Origin of the sequence: Nitrospirillum iridis (assembly GCF_014205765.1) — a bacterium.
Classification (GTDB): Bacteria; Pseudomonadota; Alphaproteobacteria; order Azospirillales; family Azospirillaceae; genus Nitrospirillum; species Nitrospirillum iridis.
In genome coordinates this window covers 87,676-105,812 of the sequence record NZ_JACIIZ010000002.1, presented here as the reverse complement: position 1 = coordinate 105,812, position 18,137 = coordinate 87,676, and the positions used below count along the sequence as shown (strand labels likewise).

Here is an 18,137-nt window from a genome sequence, read left to right as displayed (position 1 = left end):
AGCGAGCCTTTAGCCTAACCCCCTCACGGATGCGTGGCATCCAAGGCGCGGTTCAGCGCCAGGACGTTCACATGCGGCTCCCCGATCAGGCCCAGCACACGGCCTTCGATGTGGGCGTCCACCAGGCCGCGGACGGCGGCTTCGCTCAGCCCCCGGGCCTTGGCCACGCGGGCCACCTGGTAATAGGCGCCGGCGGGCGAGATGTCCGGGTCCAGGCCGCTGGCCGACGCCGTCACCAGATCCACCGGCACCGGATGGTCCTTGGTGGCGCCATACTTCTCGACATCCCCGGCGATGCGATCGACCAGCGCCTTGGAGGTGGGGCCGAGGTTGGAGCCCGAGGAGTTGGCGGCGTTGTAGGGCGACGCCACCGTCTTGGTGCTGTCGTTGGGGTCGGTGTCGGTGGTGGCCGACGGCCGGCCCCAGAAATACTTCTCCGAGGTGAAGTTCTGCCCGATGAGGGTGGAGCCGACGATGGTGCCGTCCTTGGCCGCGATCAGGCTGCCGCCCGCCTGGGCCGGGAACAGCGCCCGGGCGATGCCGGTCATGCCCAGGGGATAGATCAGGCCGCAGAGCACGGTGAAGAACAGGGCCAGGGTGATGGCCGGGCGGATTTGCTTGAGCATGGGATTGGCCTCCTCAGGCCAGACCGACGGCGGTCACGACCATGTCGATGGCCTTGATGCCGATGAAGGGGATGACGATGCCGCCCAGGCCGTAGACCAGCATGTTGCGCGACAGCAGGCTGGCGGCCGGCAGGGCCCGATAGCGCACGCCCTTCAGGGCCAGCGGGATCAGGGCGATGATGACCAGGGCGTTGAAGATGATGGCCGACAGGATGGCCGATTGCGGTGTGGCCAGGTGCATGATGTTCAGCGCGTTCAGGGCCGGGTACAGGCCCGCGAACATCGCCGGGATGATGGCGAAGTACTTGGCGACGTCGTTGGCGATGGAAAAGGTGGTCAAGGCGCCCCGGGTCATCAGCAGCTGTTTGCCGATGCCGACGATCTCGATCAGCTTGGTGGGGTCGCTGTCCAGATCCACCATGTTGCCGGCCTCACGCGCGGCCTGGGTGCCGGTGTTCATGGCCACACCCACGTCCGCCTGGGCCAGGGCCGGGGCGTCGTTGGTGCCGTCGCCGCACATGGCGACCAGACGACCCTCCGCCTGTTCCTTGCGGATCAGGGCCAACTTGTCCTCCGGCGTCGCCTGGGCCAGGAAGTCGTCCACCCCGGCCTCCGCCGCGATGGCGGCGGCGGTCAGCGGGTTGTCACCGGTGATCATCACCGTGCGGATGCCCATGCGCCGCAGTTCGGCGAAGCGGTCGCGGATGCCGCCCTTGACGATGTCCTTGAGGTAGATGACGCCCAGCACCCGGTCGTTGCGCGCCACCACCAGCGGCGTGCCGCCAGCCTTGGCGATGCGCTCGACGATGGCCTCCAGCTCGGCGTGGCGCACCGGCTGGCTGCCGCGCAAGCTCGCCACATGGCGCAGCACGGCATCGCCGGCACCCTTGCGGATCTGGATGCCGCCCTCCAAATCGACACCGCTCATGCGGGTCTGGGCGGCGAAGGGGACGAAGCGGGCGTTCAGGCCGCCCATGTCCTTGCCGCGCAGGCCGTACTTCTCCTTGGCCAGCACGACGATGGACCGGCCTTCCGGCGTCTCGTCGCTCAGGGACGACAGCTGGGCCGCTTCCGCCAGTTCCTTGTCGCTCACGCCCGACACGGGGATGAACTCGGCGGCATGGCGGTTGCCCAGGGTGATGGTGCCGGTCTTGTCCAACAGCAGGGTGTCGACGTCGCCCGCCGCCTCCACCGCGCGGCCGGACATGGCCAGCACGTTGAAGCGCACCAGGCGGTCCATGCCGGCGATGCCGATGGCCGACAGCAAGGCACCGATGGTGGTGGGGATCAGCGTGACGAACAGGGCGACCAGCACCACCACCGGCACCGCGCCACCGGCGTAGGCGGCGAAGCCGGGGATGGAGACGACGGCCAGGATGAAGATCAGGCTCATACCCACCAGCAGGATGTTGAGCGCGATCTCATTCGGGGTCTTCTGCCGCTCCGCCCCCTCGACCAGGGAGATCATGCGGTCGAGGAAGGTGGAGCCCTGGGCGGCCGTGATGCGGACGATGATGCGGTCGGACAGCACGCGGGTGCCGCCGGTGACGGCCGACCGGTCGCCGCCACTCTCACGGATGACGGGGGCGGATTCACCGGTGATGGCGGACTCGTCCACCGTGGCGATGCCGTCCACCACCTCCCCATCACTGGGGATGATGTCACCGGCGTCGACCACGACATGGTCGCCCACCTTCAGGTCGGCGGCCCCCACTTGCTGAAACGAGGCGGCGGTGAGCGCCGCCCCCTTCTGCACCATGGGGCCGGTCAGGCGCTTGGCCACCGTTTCGGTGCGGGTCTTGCGCAGGCTGTCGGCCTGGGCCTTGCCCCGGCCCTCGGCCACCGCCTCGGCGAAGTTGGCGAACAGCACCGTGAACCACAGCCACAGCACGATCTGGGAGGAGAAGCCGGTGTTCGCGGCCCCCGTCACCAGGTCGCGCGCCAGCAGGACGGTGGTCAGCAGGGCCACCGCCGCCACCAGGAACATGACGGGGTTCCGCACCAGGGTGGCGGGGTTCAGCTTGGTGAAGCTGGCCTTGACGGCCGGGCCCAGGATGGCCGGATCCAGCAGCGCGGACTTGGCGGTCCGGCGGCTCGACGCGGCGGGCGCGGGCTCGGTGGGCTGGGGGGCCACCGGCTGCTGCCCCGGATGGACGATGGAAGGGGATGACATCTCAAAATCTCCGAAGAACGGATGACGCCAAAACATGCGTTTCAACCTTGGGTCTGTGCCCAGGGGATCCAGCCGGGGTCAGTAGGTGGTGCCGGTCATGAGCTGCAGATGCTCGACCACGGGTCCGAGCGCCACGGCGGGGAAGTAGGTCAGGCCGCCGACGATCAGGATCACGCCCACCAGCAGGCCGACGAACAGCGGGCCGGTGGTGGGGAAGGTGCCGGCCGACGCGGGCACCGACTTCTTGGCCGCCAGGGCGCCGGCGATGGCGAGCGCCGGGATGATGATGAAGAAGCGGCCGACGAACATGGTCACGCCCAAGGTCACGTTGTACCAGAGGGTGTTGGCGGAAAGTCCGGCGAAGGCGCTGCCGTTGTTCGCGGCGGCGGAGCTGAAGGCGTAGAAGATCTCCGAGAAGCCGTGCGGGCCGTTGTTGGCGATGCCGGCGGTGCCCAGCGGAACGGCGGAGGAGATGGCGCCGAACACCAGGATGACCAGCGGCATGGCCAGGATGGCCAGCACGGTCATCTTGACCTCCTTGGCCTCCAGCTTCTTGCCGATGTATTCCGGCGTGCGGCCCACCATCAGGCCGGCGACGAACATGGCGATGATGGCCATCAGCAACATGCCGTAGAGACCGGCGCCGACACCGCCGACGATGACCTCGCCCAGCAGCAGGTTGACCAGGGGGACCAGGCCGCCCAGCGGGGTGAAGCTGTCATGCATGCCATTGACGGCGCCGCACGACGCGTCGGTGGTGACGGTGGCGAACAGGGCGCTGTTGGCGATGCCGAAGCGGACCTCCTTGCCCTCCATGTTGCCGCCGGGCGACAGCAGGCTGGACGCCTGGTCCACCGGCAGGCTGGCCAGCAGCGGGTTGCCCTGGGCCTCGGCCCAATAGCAGACGCCAACGCCGACGACGAACAGGGCGCCCATGGCGGCCAGGATGGCCCAGCCTTGGCGCTCATTGCCCACCATGCGGCCGAAGACGTTGGTCAAGCCGGCGCCGATGACGAAGATGGCCAGCATCTGCACCAGGTTGACCAGGGCGTTGGGGTTCTCGAACGGGTGGGCGGAGTTGGCGTTGAAGAAGCCGCCGCCGTTGGTGCCCAGCATCTTGATCGCCAGCTGCGAGGCCACGGGGCCCTGCGCGATCACCTGCTTCGCACCTTCCAGCGTCGTCGCCTCGGTGTAGGCCATCAGGTTCTGCGGCACACCCTGCCAGACGAAGAACAGGGTCATGACGACGCAGACCGGCAGCAGCACGTAAAGGGTGGCGCGGGTGAGATCCACCCAGAAGTTGCCGATGGTCTGCGCGCCGCGGCGGGAGAAGCCCCGCACCAGCGCCAGGGCCAGGACGATGCCGGTGGCCGCCGACAGGAAATTCTGCACGGTCAGGCCCGCCATCTGCACCAGATAGCCCATGGTGGATTCACCGCCGTAGGCCTGCCAGTTGGTGTTGGTGACGAAGCTGATGGCGGTGTTGAAGGCCAGGTCCGGCGCCACCGCCGCCTGGCCCTGCGGGTTGAAGGGCAGCACCGCCTGGAAGCGCATCAGCGCATAGAGCAGCAGGCCGCCCACCAGGTTGAACAGCAGCATGGAGACGGCGTAGGTCAGCCAATGCTGCTCCGTCTTCTCGTCCACGCCGCAGACGCGGTAGATGCCGCGCTCCAGGGGGCCGAAGACCCGGCGAGCCCGAGTGGTCTCGCCGGAAAAGACACGGGTCAGGAAGCCGCCGATGGGCCGCGTCAGGACCAGGATGATCGCCGCGAACAGCGCGATCTGTAGGATGCCGTTGAAGGTCACGGGAAAGGTCTCCGCATACGCGAGGCGGCGCTCAAAAGCGCCTGTCTTAGAACCGTTCTGGCCGGATCAGGACATAGACGAGGTAAAGGGTCAGGCCGACCGAGACGGCGGCGCCCAGGATCAGGTCGAACATGGGCGCCTCACAGCCTTTCGCAGGCATAGGCGTAGGCCACGCCCAGCCCGAAAAGCCCCACCAGGAGGGCGACAAGGATGACGTCGAGCATGCGGTTGTTCCTCACGAACGAAGCCCGGAAGCCTTTCATAAAAGGAGCTTCCGGGCGGAATGGGTCGACGCTGAGGAAACAGCCGATGGCCATCAAAATTCGATGGCAAAGCCGGGGGGCGGAAATAAAAGGATTTTAATGTTTGGCCCCGCGTCCGCCCAAACGGCAGCAAACGTCAAACTGGACGTGTCCGACGTGTCCAGCGTCATGGCGGACATTTGCCCGTTAAAAGATAGCACTATGAAATATATGAAAAACTTTCTGGCGCGTTTCGTGCAAATCGAGATTTTGGACGCCTGCCCACTCCATGGGAAGCTCCCAATCATCATGATAACTCTCGCGCCGCATAACCAAATACGGCCATTGACTTAACGATCAGCAAAAGGAGATTTCTATGTCCACCGTTACCCTTACCTCAAACACGACGGATTTCAATGGCAATGGAATCCACATTTACGCCGACATTGGCGCTTCAACCTATAATAAAAATCCAATCCCGTATGTAAGTCGAAGGGATTTTCAAGTTGATACCGGCTCGAGCGGAATAGTGGTGGGGCTTCTTGATTTTAACAAACCAGTCAGCTACGATATTCTTAACAAATATTATCCTTGCTTCGGCCCATACACAATTAATTACTTTCCAAGCGACGTTTCTCATAGCGGGTATTGGTATTACATGCCCGTGACGCTTTACAGCGGCACATCGACAACCGCAGCGGCCACCTCCTACGGCATGGTGCTGGTTTGCGACGGATCTGTCGGCATGATGGGAGTCTCAGCAAAAGGGGAAAACCCCCTATTCAACAATTTCCTTCAGGTCTCGGATACCAAGGGCAATTTACTTGGCGCCGGGTACAAGATAACGACCACCGGCGGCCCGGCCGTTATCATCGGCCAACTATCAAGCACTACTGACGGCTTCCAATATTCACCACTTTCTCCCGCGACCCTCCCTCCACTTCCCGCGCAAACCAATACAGTTCCCTTTAGTCCTGTCAATACCGCCGCGACATGTTGGACGATGCCGCCGGCCAACCTCTCCATCACCACGACTACAAGCGCTGGCGCCACCTATACGTTACCTTTCGAGCTTGATATCGGAATAAACCAAGTCATGATCTGCATGCCAAATGATATTATCGGATATTCAAGTGGGTTAACACCGATTCCAAGCAATTACCTTCCCCCTGCATCACTTGGGCAATACGACGTATATGGAGCAAGATGGTACTTTTCTACGACAGCGTCTCTGACAGTTAATTTCCCCGCTGGCAATCAAACTCCAGTTCTTTCCTATACCTGGACTGCCGGTTCCACGCCCCCGCAAAGCCCCCCGAGCGCGGCACCAACCGGTGACACGCTTTATTTGGGGCCTCCCAATTTTCTTTCAGCATCTGGCTCGGGTGCCACGGATATTGCCACCGCGCAGGCTTACGCAAGGGTAAATGTTGGGAGATGTCCGTTGAATGTGGTCGACTACATATATGACGCAGTCAATGGGATGATGGGGGTCAAGAAGAATTCATAGCGTTGGATCACAAGTCACACCCAGTCGCGCTGATCCTGGTCAATGACCAGGATCAGCGCCGCCAAGGGCAGACGTTCAAATGGGCCCGGCGCCCTGGGAGCAATGCCGCATCACAGCCCCACCACCACCGCCAGCGCCATGAGGACCAGCGACAGCGCGACCAGCACGCCCCACAGCGGCAGCACGAAGCGCATCCAGGCGCCGTAGCTGACCCGCGCCGCCGCCAGGTAGGCCAGCAGCATGCCGGAGGTGGGCGTCACCATGTTGGTCAGGCCATTGCCGAACAGGAAGGCCATGACGGTCAACTGGCCGCTGACGCCCGACATCTGGGCGATGGGAGCCAGGATGGGCAGGCTGACCGCCGCCTTGCCGGAGGTGGAGGGGATCAGGACGTCCAGCGCCATCTCCACCCCCGTCAGGCTCTGCGCCACCAGCAGCGGCGACCGCTCGTCCGCCACGCTGGCGAAGGCGTGGATGATGGTGTCCAGCACCAGGCCATCCTTCAGCACGGTTTCCACGGCACTGGCCAACCCCACCAGGATGCCGGCCAGCAGCATGCTTTTCATGCCCTCTGTGAAGGCCTCCGCCGCCCGGGCGGAGGACAGCCCGCCCACGCCGGAGATCAGGATGGCCAGCACGATGTAGAAGGCGCCCAATTCGCGGTTGCCCCAGCCCAGTTCCAGGCCACCATAAGGGATGACGGCCATGGCCACCGCCAGCAGCGACAGCACGCCGGCATGGCGGCGGGACAAGCGCCCGGCGGCCGGCGGCGCCACCGGCACCCTGTATCCCACCTGTCGCAGATAGCGCATGACGTACAGCATGCCCAAGGCCATGAAGGCGAGATAGACGGCCAGGCGCAGGCCCACCCCGCTGAAGGCCGGCACGCCGGCGATGGGCTGGGCGATCAGCAGTGCCACCGGATTGGTGACCGAGGCGAGGTAGCCGATCTTGGCCGCCACCGTCACCACCGCCACGGCGAACAGCGGCGCCAGTCCCAGCCGCTCCGCCAGCACCACCATCACCGGGATGATGACCAGGAATTCCGAGATCATGCCCAGGAAGGTGGCGCCGGCGGAGATGACGGCCATCAGGATGGGCACCAGCACATAGGCGTTGCCCCGCGCCACTTCCACCAGGCGGCTGACACCGGAATCCAGCGCGCCCGAGGCCTTGAGCACGCCGAACATGCCGCCGGAGAACATGACCATGAAGATCAGGTTGGCGGTGGTGGTCATGCCCGCCGGGATGGACAAGGCGACGCCCGGAATGCTGGCGGGAAAGGCCTGCTGCGGTCCGCTCTTGTGCGGCAGCAACAGCGCGTCCAGGCCATAGTCCTTGGGCACGGTGTGGAAGGTGCCCGGCACCACCAGCTTGTCCGCCCCCCGCGCATATTCGCCCGACGGCACCAGGTAGGTCAGCAGCGCCGCCCCCAGGATGATGAACAGCATCATCATCACCGGATGCGGCATGCGGCCGTATGAATGCCCGCCCGCCCTGGCGGTACCCTCCTGTTCCCCCTGTGGGCGGCGGGACGCCGCCTCCTCCGAAACCGCCATTTTCCTGTCCCCGGCTTTTCCCTGTTACCGGGCACCTTACCCAAGCATTGCAGAATTACGAGCGATTATTTGATGCCATAACCAAGATGCATAGGATGTTCTGATTCATTCATAATATTGCGGCATTCCTCCCCCATCGTTTACCTAGCCCCATACACAGGGAGCATTGATCCCGGGAAGCCGGGGGGACACCCCCACCACCCGGGACGTCATGGGAAAAATCGGGGGATAGAACAATGAAGACAGCAGTTGGGTCCCGCTTCAGGAAGGCCGCCGGCACCGGCCTTCTCATGTCCACCAGCCTGCTGGCGCTGGCGGCCTGGTCCAATCCGGCCCTGGCGCAGCAGGCCGCCCCGCAGGGGTCGGCCCCAGGGTCGGCCCAGACATCGGCACTCGACGACCTGCAGGAAATCGTCGTCACCGGCACCCACATCAAGGGCCAGGACGCCCAGTCGGTCGGCAACATCCAGAGCCTGTCGATCGAGGACATCCAGGCGGCGGCGCCCCTATCGGTGGGCGACCTGCTGCAAGCCCTGCCCTCGGTGGGTGTCAGCCTCAATTCCAACGGCACCCAGGGCACGTCCTTCGGCGTCAGTTCCATCAACCTGCGCTACCTGGGCAGCGCCGAGGGCAGCGGCAACCGCACGCTGGTGCTGGTGGACGGCCACCGCTGGGTCAACGCCGTCGGCGGCCGGGGCTTCCGTGACTTCGTCGACCTCAACACCATACCGGTGGGCCTGGTGGACACTATGGAGGTGCTGAAGGACGGCGCCTCCGCCATCTATGGCGCCGACGCCATCGCCGGCGTCGTCAACATCCACCTGGTGCGCGACTTTGAAGGCGTGCGGGCCAACGTGCAGTCCGGCATCTCCTCCAACGGGGACGGGCGCAGCGTCTCGGCCGACATGACGGCGGGGGTGAAGCTGGGCCGGGGCACGCTGCTGTTCTCCGCCGACCTGGTCGACATCCTGCCCATCTACACCCAGGACCGCGACCTGACGCGCGTCGCGCTGACCGCCCCGACGTCGCCGCCCATCAGCCCGCGCGGCCTGTACAACCTACCCGGCGTGTCCTCATCCACCCTCACCCGCATCGCCGGCACGGACGGCACGTCCACGTCCAACTTCCGCGCGGCAGCCCTGCCCGGCGACTACTTCAACACCCTGGTCCAGGGGCGCGACGCGACCGGGCCCAGCACGCGCTACGGCACCTTCCTGCGCTACACCACCGACATCACCGACAGCGTCAGCGGCCATGTGGAGTTCCTCTACAACCACCGCCGCTCGGCGCAGCTCTATTCCCCCTTCCTGCTGGACGTGAACGGTGGCCAGGGCATCACCATGCCCGCCAACCAGGCCTACAACATCTTCGGCAAGGCCTTTTCCGGCTCCTCCTTCCGGCTGCGCCGTTACCTGGACGACGTCGGCGACCGGCAGAACGTGCAGGAGGTCAACACCTGGCGGGCGGACGCCGGGCTCGAGGGCAAGGTGGATTTGTGGGGCACCTGGAACTGGGACGCCTTCGTCTCCTACTCCCGCAACGAGGCGACGTTCGACAGCGCCAACAACGTGGACTACGACCACCTCGCCCTGGCCCTGGGCTCCCCCACCCGCTGCGCCGCCACCGCCGGCTGCGTGCCGCTGAACATCTTCGGCAAGATCACGCCGCAAATGGCGAACTACATCCGCTACAACGCCCATGACGAGGACGGGGTGTCGCAGACCAGCGCCGAATTCAACCTGTCGCGCAGCCTGTTCACCCTGCCGGCGGGGGACGTCATGGCGGCGGCCGGCGCCTCCTACCGCCGGGAATACGGCTACGACACGCCGGACGCGGTGGTGAACGCCACCCCCGTCTATGTCACCGGCCTCACCCGCACGTCGGCGGCCACCCGCAACCCCACCAGCGGCAGCTACGACACCAAGGAAGCCTACGCCGAATTCGACATCCCGCTGCTGCGCGATCTGCCGGCCATCTACAAGCTGGATGTGGACGGGGCGCTACGCTACTCCAACTACAGCACCTATGGCGGCAACACGACGAAAAAGGCCGGCGTCGCCTACCGCCCGGTGGAAGACCTGCTGTTCCGCGGCAGCTATTCCGAAGGATTCCGCGCCCCCTCCATCCTTGAGCTGGACCAGGGCGGCCGCAACACCCAGTTCCAGGCCGTCGACCCCTGCAACGGTGGCGGCAAGGGCCTGGCCGGCTGCGCCGGCGTGCCCACCAGCTACAGCCAGTACAACTACGGCAACGGCCTGATCAACGGCAGCACCGGCGGCAATCCCAACCTGAAGCCGGAAACCTCGCGCACCGACAGCGTCGGCCTCGCCTACACCCCGGCGTGGGCCAAGGGCGCGTCCGCCACCGTCGACTATTTCGCCATCGAGGTGGACGACGCCATTTCCAGCCAGACCGCGCAGCAGATCCTGACCAGTTGCGCCAACACCGGCGGCAGCGCCTGCAGCCTGCTGCAGCGTGACGCCACCACCGGGCAGGTGCTGAACGTGCTGCAGGCCGTCAGCAACTTCAGCAAGATCAAGGAAAAGGGCGTCGACGTCTCGCTGGGCTACACCTTCGACAGCGGCTTCGGCATCGTCACCACCGGCGTCAACGCCTCGCGTCTGCTGCAGTTCGACAACTACATCCCCCAGCCTGACGGCAGCATCCTGCGCCAGGAACTGGCCGGCCATTCCGACCAGCCGCGCGCCACATACCCCTACTGGAAGGGGCAGGCCTCCCTCCGCTGGAACCAGGATGACGAGGGGCCGTGGTCGGCCGGGTGGAAGGCGCGCTACATCGGCACCTCGCGCGACATCCCGAACAACGCCGTCAATGGCGGCCGCATCCCGGCCATCGTCTACCAGGACGTTCAGGTGGGCTACAATTTCAGGGACCTGTACACCCGGGTCACCCTGGGCGTGGACAACATCTTCAACGTCCAGCCGCCGGCCTCAGCCGCCAACAACCCCATCAACTTCGACATGTACACCTACGATGTGCGCGGCACGTACCTGTACATGCGCCTGCAATTCCGGATGTGAGGCGGACACGCGACCCTGGGGGCGGGCCGGTTCCGCCCCCCTTCCCCAGAAATGCAGACAAGGTGGCTTTGGCATGAACCGTATTCCTCCGGTCGAGGATGTGCACATCGACAGGGACGTGCCCGTCGCCATGCGCGACGGCGTGACCCTGATGGCGGATGTCTACCGCCCCGTGGTCGGGGGCGCGGTCTGGGACCGGCCCCTGCCCGTCCTGCTGGAACGCACCCCGTATGACCGGCGCGGCCTGGTGCTGTCGGAGATCAGCGTGGCCAACCCGGCGCCCCGCACCCGGCTGGAGGTGGCCAGCGCCTTCGCCCGCGCGGGCTATGTGGTGATGCTGCAGGACTGCCGCGGCCGCTACGGTTCCGAAGGCGTGTTCACCAAGTATGTGAACGAGGCGGCGGACGGCGTGGACACCCTGGCCTGGATCGGCCGGCAACCCTGGTGCGATGGCCAGGTCGGCACCTATGGATTATCGTATTGCGCCCATGTGCAGATGGCGGCGGCCTGCCAGAACCCGCCCCAGCTGGCCTGCATGGTGGTGGATTCCGGCGGCTTCGCGGAGGCCTACCACGCCGGCATCCGCCAGGGCGGCGCCTTCGAGCTTAAGCAGCTGACCTGGGCCTACCGCCAGGCGCTGGTGTCGCCGGCGGTGGAACGGGATCCGGCGCTGCGCGCCGCCATCGAGGCGGAGGACATCGCCGACTGGGTCAAGCGCTGGCCCTGGCGGGAGGGCCACTCCCCCGTCGCGGCCCTGCCGGAGTTCGAGGCCTACGTCCTGGAACAGGCCCGCCATGGCGAGTTCGACGACTACTGGCGGCAGATGGGCCTGGGCGCCGCCCGGCACTACGCCGCCATGGCCGACGTGCCCACCCTGCTGCTGTGCAGCTGGTACGACCCCTACGCCTCGTCCACGCTGGAAAACTACCAGGGCATGCGCGCGCATAAGCACGGCCCCACCCACCTGATCATGGGGCCCTGGACCCATGGCCGCCGGTCGGAAAGCTTCGCCGGCGATGTGGATTTCGGTCCTGCCGCCACCCTGGACGGCAGCTTGGCGCCGGACTACGACACCCTGCGCCTGCGCTGGTTCGACCGGTGGCTGAAGGGCGCCCCCGCCGGGACCGGGGCGACGGCGGACAGGCCGGTGCGCATCTTCGTCATGGGCGGGGGATCGGGCCGCCGGCGGGACGCGGATGGACGGCTGGACCATGGCGGCGCCTGGATGGACGCCCCTGACTGGCCCCTGGCCGGGATGACGCCCATCGCCTATCACCTGCATGCCGACGGCCGCCTGGATCCGGCGGCCCCGGCGGCGGGGCCGGCCAGCAGGGCCTATGACTACGACCCGGCGCGCCCGGTGCCCACCTTGGGCGGGGCCACGGCGTCAGGCGCCCCGGTGATGGAGGCCGGCGCCTTCGACCAAGTGACCCTCCCCGGCAGCTATGGCGCCACCGCACCCTTCGGCCCCTTGGCCGACCGTGACGACGTGCTGGTGTTCGAGACGGCGCCCCTGGCGCGGGACGTGGTGCTGGCCGGCACGCCGCGGGCGGTGCTGCATGTCAGTTCCGACCGGCCGGACACCGACGTCACCGTCAAGCTGGTGGACGTGCACCCGCCCTCAGCCGACTATCCCCGGGGCTATGCCATGAACCTGGCCCACGGCATCCTGCGCACCCGCTATCGCCAGGGGTGGGAGTGGCCGGTGATGATGGAACCTGGGGAGATATACGAACTGACCATTCCCTTCTTCCCCACCGCCAATCGCTTCAAGGCCGGCCATCGCATCCGGGTGGAGGTGTCCAGCAGCAACTTCCCCCATTTCGACGCCAACCCCAACACCGGCGGACCCCAGGGCTGGCCGGGACCGATTCTGGTGGCGCGCAACCGCGTGCACCTGGACGCGGCCCATCCGTCGCAACTGGTGCTGCCGGTGCTGCCCGAATGAAGGGCATGGCATGAGCACGCTGAACCGGCGGGGAATGATGGTGGGCCTGGCCGGCCTGGCGGTGATGCCCGGCGGGCCGGCCGTGGGCGCCGGCGGCGTCCTGCGCCTGACCGCCACGGGCCAGGCGCTGCTGCAGGCCGAAATCTCGGCCCGGCCCTACGAGGGGTTCGCCGACCTCGCGGCACGGCTGGCCCAGGCCGACGCGGTGTTCACGCAGCTGGAGTCCGCCTTGGACGCGCCCGGCGCCGGCCCGCCCACCCGCGCCGCGGAGCTGGAGCACGCGGCCCCACCCGACGTGCTGCGGACCTTGCGGGCGCTGTCGGTGAACCTGGTGGCCACGGCGGGCAATCATGCCTTCGACCTGGGCACCGGCGGCGTGCTGGCGACGCTGGCAGCGCTCGACGCCGCCGGCCTCGCCCACGCCGGCACGGGTGCCGACCGCGCGGCCGCCGCCGCCCCCGCTTTCGTGGACACGCCCGCCGGCCGGGTCGCCCTGGTGGCCATGGCCGCCGGCAAGATCCGGGAGGGCGGGGCCGCCACCGCCGACCGCGCCGGCGTCAACGAAATCCGCCGGCGGCCGGACGGCACCTTCGATCCCGCCGACGAATCCCTGACCTTGGCGGCCATCACCCGGGCCGCCGCCGGGGCGGATTTGGTCGTGGCCTACCACCACAACCATTATTGGGCCGACGACCCGGCGGCGACGCCGGACTGGCTGGCGGCGTGGGCGCGGCGTTGCGTCGACGCCGGCGCCCATGTCTTCGTCGGCCATGGCCATCCGGCATTGCAAGGGATCGAGGTCTATCGCGGCCGGCCGCTGCTGTATGACCTGGGCGGGCTGTTTTTCCAGACCCGCACGCCACTGGGCCGCTACCCGGCGGAGGCTTGGCAAAGCGTGCTGGCGGAGATGGCGTTCCGGGACGGCGCCTTGCAGGGACTGGAACTGGTGCCGGTGGTGCTCAACGAACGGGCCGAGGGCACGGGGGGCGAGACCGACCCCGCCACCCGCGGCCTGCCCCGCCTGGCGCGGGGGGCGGAGGCCGCCGCCATCCTGGACCGGCTGGCGGCCCGCTCGGCCCCTTTCGGCACGCGCTTCACGCGCCAGGGCGACCGGGCGACGCTGATCGTGTAGAAAGGATCCCTACTATCGGGGTAGGCGGCGGGGGGCCGGATCGTGAAGCTGAACCTGCGGGCGCTGGAAGCCTTTCGACTGACATTGGCCACCGGGTCCGGTTCGGCCGCCGCGCGCCAGCTTGGCATCAGCCAGCCGGCGGTCAGCCGCCTGATCGCCCGGCTGCAGAACGACGTGGGCTTCGACCTGTTCTATCGCGAGCGGGGGCGCCTGGTGGCCACACCGGAGGCGCTGATCCTGTCCAATGAGGTGGAAGCGGCGCTGGCCCGCCTGGACCAGGTGGCCTCCCTGGCCCGTAACATCGGCCAGTTGGACATCGGGGAGCTGCGCATCGTCGGACCACCCAGCCTGGTGGAAGGGGCGTTGGCGCCCGTCATCGCCGGCTTCCTCAACAAGCACCCCAAGCTGAAGGCCGTCATCCACCCCCGCGACGTCGACACCACCAAGGAAATGGTGGCGACCAAGGAGGCGGAGTGCGGCTTCGCCAAGCTGCCCATCAACCACGCCGGCATCCGGGCGGAGGTGCTGGTGGTATCGGAAACGGCCTGCGTCCTGCCACCCGGCCACCCCCTGATGGACCACGACATCATCACCCCGGCCGAGTTGCGCAACGTGCCGCTGGTCGTGCTGGGCCAGGGCCGCTGGCCGCGCACCGCCATCGACGCGCAGTTCCACAAGGCCGGCATCGCCCCGCATGTGCGGCTGGAAACGCAGAGCGTCGGTTCCGCCTGCGCCTTCGCCGCCCAGGGCGTGGGCGTCGCGATCGTCAACGAATTCATGGCGCGCGACCATGCCTGGCGGGGCGTGCACATCCGCACCTTCCGCCCCCAGATCCTGCACAAATACGCCTTCATCACCGCCAGCGCCGCCCCCATGGCCAAGGTGACGGAGGCCTTCCTCATCCACTGCCGCAACGCCCTGAAGATGGACGTGGCGGCGGAGTGAGGGGCGGGCTGGTGGCGGCCACCCCCGCGCCCATCAAATCATCGGTTGGAAATCCGGGCGAAGGGGGGATAACGTTCCCCGATAAAAGTCAGGGAGCGTCGCCCGAACTTGGCGGAACCATATTCATGACCAACCATCTTCGCCGGCTGGCCACCCTGGTGGCGGCCCTGGTGGCGGCTGCGGTGCTGGCCGGTGGTGCGGGCGCCGCCGAACCGCCGACCCAGCCGGCCATGGACACGGCGGCACGCCTGGCCCTGGCCGACGCGGCCCGGCAGCGGCAGACGCCGGCGGAGGTCGCCACCGCGCGGGCGCTGACCACCCAGGGGGACCGCGCCTACCGCCGGGGGGATTACGGCAAGGCCTACGCCGCCTACAGCAGCGCCTATCCCAACAGTCCCCTGCCCTACGCCTATGTCATGGCCAGTGACGCCCACTGGCGCGCCGTGGCGCGGACCCACGCGGCGGCCCGCAAGAAGGGCGGCAAGCGCTGTGAACAGGTTGGCAGCGACCGGCTGGCGGGCGACCTGGCGCAAAGCCTGGAGCAGGAGCTGGACTTCGGCCTGGCGCTGGCGGCCCATGACGCCGCCCATGACGGCGACCGTGCCTTCCTGGACTCCCCCCTGGCCATCCGCGCCGGCGGCATCGCCACCTGCCTGCGCGACCTGACCCAGCGCCTGCGCGCCGGCGGCCCCCGCTGCGACGACACCCGCGCCATCGAACACTGCCTGGGCGACCCGCTGCCGGTCGGCGGCGGTTGACCTCCATCCGGCCCTGTCCTATCGTCACCGGGCGCGGCCACCCAAGCCGCCCCCGGACCCGCGGGAAGGGCTGAGCCCACTTGGGATCGATGTCAGCGGTCGTCCCCGACCTTTGTGCAGCCGGATTTGCGGGTCATCGGCATGTCATGCACGGAGGTTCGCCCATGACCAAGCCGCTCCCCGACCATCCCCATATCGACCAGCTGAAACGCCAGGCCAAGGAATTGCTGGCGGCCTACCGGCGCGGCGACGACGCCGCCCTGGCCCGCTTCCGTGGCGCGTTGCCGGCCGCCATGGGCAAGGACGATTCCCAGATCGCCGCCCTGAACCTGCGCCTGCACGATGCCCAGTCCTGCCTGGCGCGCGAATACGGCTTCCCGTCCTGGGCGGAGCTGGACGCCTTCGTCACCACCCGCCGCGCCGCGTCAGCCGACAGGGCGGGCGCGGTGCTGGAGTGGCTACGTCTAGTCTATGCCGGCGACATCAGCGGCACAATGCGCCGCCCGCGCCCGGCCGCCGCCGTCCGCCTGCTGGCTGAGACCCCGCACCTGCTGGCCGGCGATGCCCTGTTGGCTTGCGCCACCGGCGACGTCGACCGGGTGCGTGCGGCGATCGCCCAGGACCCCGCCTGGGTGAACCGCCCCGGCGGCCCCCTGAAGCTGCCGCCCCTGGTGGCGGTCACCCATTCCAGCCTGGTGGGGCTGCCGGCGTTCGCCGGGCGCCTGCGGGCCTGCGCCCGTCTCCTGCTGGAAGCCGGTGCCGACCCCAACCAGTCGGTGGGCAACCGCTGGCCGCCGGCAAGCGCGGACAAGCCGTCGGAGACGGAGCGCTTGTCCGCCCTCTACGGTGCCGCCGGCCAGAACCACGATTCCGGGCTGACCGCCCTGCTGCTGGACGCGGGCGCCGATCCCAACGACGGGGAGTCGCTGTACCATGCCCTGGAGAGCCCGGATTGCGTTGATCTGCTGCTGAAGGCGGGCGCCCGGGTCACCGGCTCCAACGCCCTGTATCGCGTGCTGGATTGGGAGGCGCCCGAGGTCCTGCGCCTGCTGCTGGTCCGGGGCGGCGACGCCAACGAACCAGCCAGCGGCCGGCCCACGGCCGATTGGGGCTCGCCCCTGCTCTGGGCCATCCACCGCCGCCGCTCCCCCGCCTGCGTCCAAGCCTTGCTGGCAGCGGGCGCTAATGTCGCCGCGTCGGCGCCGGATGGAACGAGCGCTTATGCGGCGGCCCTGCGGTTCGGCCTGACGGCGGTGGCGGATGTGTTGCGTCAGGCCGGTGGCGGCGAGGCTTTGTCCGTCGAGGACCAGTTCGTCGCCGCCTGCGCCGGCGGAGACGAGGCGGCGGCACGGGCCATACAGGCTCGGCAGCCGGATCTGCCCGGCGCCTTGTCGGACGCCCAGCTCCGCATCCTGCCGGAATTGGCGGCGCAACCGGGTTGTGGCGAGGCGATCGAGCTGATGGTCCGCCTGGGCTGGCCCCTCACCGTCACGGCCGGCGACTGGAACGCCACCGCCCTGAACCACGCCGTGTTCCGGGGCGATGCCGATCTCGCGCGGTTCCTGCTGGATCACGGCGCCCGTTGGACGGAGGCGCACGGCTTCGGCGACAATGTCAGCGGCACCTTGTCCTGGGCCTCGCTGAACCTGCCGGAGGACAGCGGCGATTGGGTGGCCTGCGCCCATTCCTTGCTGGCCCACGGCATGCCGGTGGCCAGAGCCCCCGCCGATGGCAAGGGCGGACTCATAATCGACGGCCAGCGCAAGTGGTTCTCCGAAGACGTGACGGAGGCCCTGCTGGGCAGCGTCGTTAGCCAGTGAAAAGGCAGGCCCCAGCGAAAACCGGGGCCCTGTGAAAAGCGGGGCCGGCAGTCGCCCGCCGGCCCCCAGTTTTCCCACTGTAAGCCAGTTTTCCCACTGTAAGGACGCCAAGCTGTCAGGGCGCCTCCGCCGTCGCCACCTGGGTTTCCGGGTCGCAGGGCCGGTTGGCGGGACAGACGGCGCCGGTGGGGCGGATGCGGACCATGGCCGTGCCGGTCCGATCCATGCCCAACACCCGGGCGGCGGCGGCCGACAGGTCCAGCACGCGGCCCTTCACGAAGGGCCCCCGGTCGTTGACACGGACCTTGACCAGTTGGCCATGGGCCGACACCTCGATCACCGTGCCCAGGGGCAGGGTGCGGTGCGCGGCGGTCAGGCCCTCGGGATCGTAGGCCTCGCCGCTGGCGGTGCGGTGGCCGGCATGTTCCCGGCCGTACCAGCTGGCCCGGCCCACCTGCCCGCCCCCGACCGACCCGTTATCCGGGGCCAGGTGATCGCGCGCGAACGCCGGCGTCGCCGCCAACCCCGCCACCATCGCCAGGCAACCCCATCGATGCGTCCTCATGGGACTTCACCG

The 18,137-nt window shown here is 67.8% G+C and carries 13 protein-coding genes; 7 read left to right on the top strand and 6 right to left on the bottom strand.

Translation table 11 applies throughout. The features are described from left to right. Nucleotides 1-23: 23 nt before the first annotated feature. The 4 genes from kdpC to kdpF all read right to left on the bottom strand — a co-directional run bounded on the left by kdpC (nucleotide 24) and on the right by kdpF (nucleotide 4,765). Nucleotides 24-626: a potassium-transporting ATPase subunit KdpC gene (gene kdpC, locus FHS74_RS03455; protein WP_184797505.1), complete on the bottom strand. Its 603-nt coding sequence runs from the start codon at nucleotides 624-626 to the stop codon at nucleotides 24-26. Nucleotides 627-639: 13 nt separating this feature from the next. Then, complete coding sequence (gene kdpB / locus FHS74_RS03450) at nucleotides 640-2,799, bottom strand: potassium-transporting ATPase subunit KdpB (RefSeq protein ID WP_246462893.1); 2,160 nt, start codon at nucleotides 2,797-2,799, stop codon at nucleotides 640-642. Between the two features lie 78 nt (nucleotides 2,800-2,877). After that, nucleotides 2,878-4,605, bottom strand: coding sequence for a potassium-transporting ATPase subunit KdpA (kdpA, locus tag FHS74_RS03445; RefSeq protein WP_184797503.1), 1,728 nt, complete (start codon nucleotides 4,603-4,605; stop codon nucleotides 2,878-2,880). A gap of 46 nt (nucleotides 4,606-4,651) precedes the next feature. Next, complete coding sequence (kdpF, locus tag FHS74_RS03440) at nucleotides 4,652-4,765, bottom strand: K(+)-transporting ATPase subunit F (protein ID WP_211106083.1); 114 nt, start codon at nucleotides 4,763-4,765, stop codon at nucleotides 4,652-4,654. 458 nt (nucleotides 4,766-5,223) lie between these two features. On the opposite strand from kdpF, the gene FHS74_RS03435 reads away from it, so the two are divergent. Then, the gene (locus FHS74_RS03435; protein ID WP_184797501.1) at nucleotides 5,224-6,357 is read left to right on the top strand and encodes a hypothetical protein; all 1,134 of its coding nucleotides are present in this window, start codon (nucleotides 5,224-5,226) and stop codon (nucleotides 6,355-6,357) included. Between the two features lie 110 nt (nucleotides 6,358-6,467). On the opposite strand, the gene FHS74_RS03430 is transcribed toward FHS74_RS03435, so the two are convergent. Then, a complete protein-coding gene (locus FHS74_RS03430; RefSeq protein WP_184797499.1) occupies nucleotides 6,468-7,916 on the bottom strand; it encodes a YfcC family protein in 1,449 nt (482 codons plus the stop codon). 236 nt (nucleotides 7,917-8,152) lie between these two features. On the opposite strand from FHS74_RS03430, the gene FHS74_RS03425 reads away from it, so the two are divergent. The 6 genes from FHS74_RS03425 (at nucleotide 8,153) to FHS74_RS03400 (ending at nucleotide 17,560) form a co-directional block, all read left to right on the top strand. Continuing rightward, entirely contained in the window at nucleotides 8,153-10,957 is a 2,805-nt protein-coding gene (locus FHS74_RS03425) for a TonB-dependent receptor (RefSeq protein WP_184797496.1), read from the top strand. Between the two features lie 73 nt (nucleotides 10,958-11,030). After that, nucleotides 11,031-12,905 (top strand): CocE/NonD family hydrolase, encoded by a 1,875-nt coding sequence (locus FHS74_RS03420; RefSeq protein WP_184797494.1) that lies wholly within the window; start codon nucleotides 11,031-11,033, stop codon nucleotides 12,903-12,905. 10 nt (nucleotides 12,906-12,915) lie between these two features. After that, nucleotides 12,916-14,037, top strand: a complete 1,122-nt coding sequence (locus FHS74_RS03415; RefSeq protein ID WP_184797492.1) for a CapA family protein — start codon at nucleotides 12,916-12,918, stop codon at nucleotides 14,035-14,037. Between the two features lie 42 nt (nucleotides 14,038-14,079). Continuing rightward, nucleotides 14,080-14,982 (top strand): LysR substrate-binding domain-containing protein, encoded by a 903-nt coding sequence (locus FHS74_RS03410; protein ID WP_184797490.1) that lies wholly within the window; start codon nucleotides 14,080-14,082, stop codon nucleotides 14,980-14,982. 125 nt (nucleotides 14,983-15,107) lie between these two features. Next, a complete protein-coding gene (locus FHS74_RS03405; protein ID WP_184797488.1) occupies nucleotides 15,108-15,740 on the top strand; it encodes a hypothetical protein in 633 nt (210 codons plus the stop codon). Nucleotides 15,741-15,904: 164 nt separating this feature from the next. Then, a complete protein-coding gene (locus FHS74_RS03400; protein WP_184797486.1) occupies nucleotides 15,905-17,560 on the top strand; it encodes an ankyrin repeat domain-containing protein in 1,656 nt (551 codons plus the stop codon). 115 nt (nucleotides 17,561-17,675) lie between these two features. Here FHS74_RS03400 and FHS74_RS03395 read toward each other — a convergent pair whose 3' ends face one another. Beyond that, the gene (locus FHS74_RS03395; protein WP_184797484.1) at nucleotides 17,676-18,125 is read right to left on the bottom strand and encodes a septal ring lytic transglycosylase RlpA family protein; all 450 of its coding nucleotides are present in this window, start codon (nucleotides 18,123-18,125) and stop codon (nucleotides 17,676-17,678) included. Nucleotides 18,126-18,137: the final 12 nt, after the last annotated feature.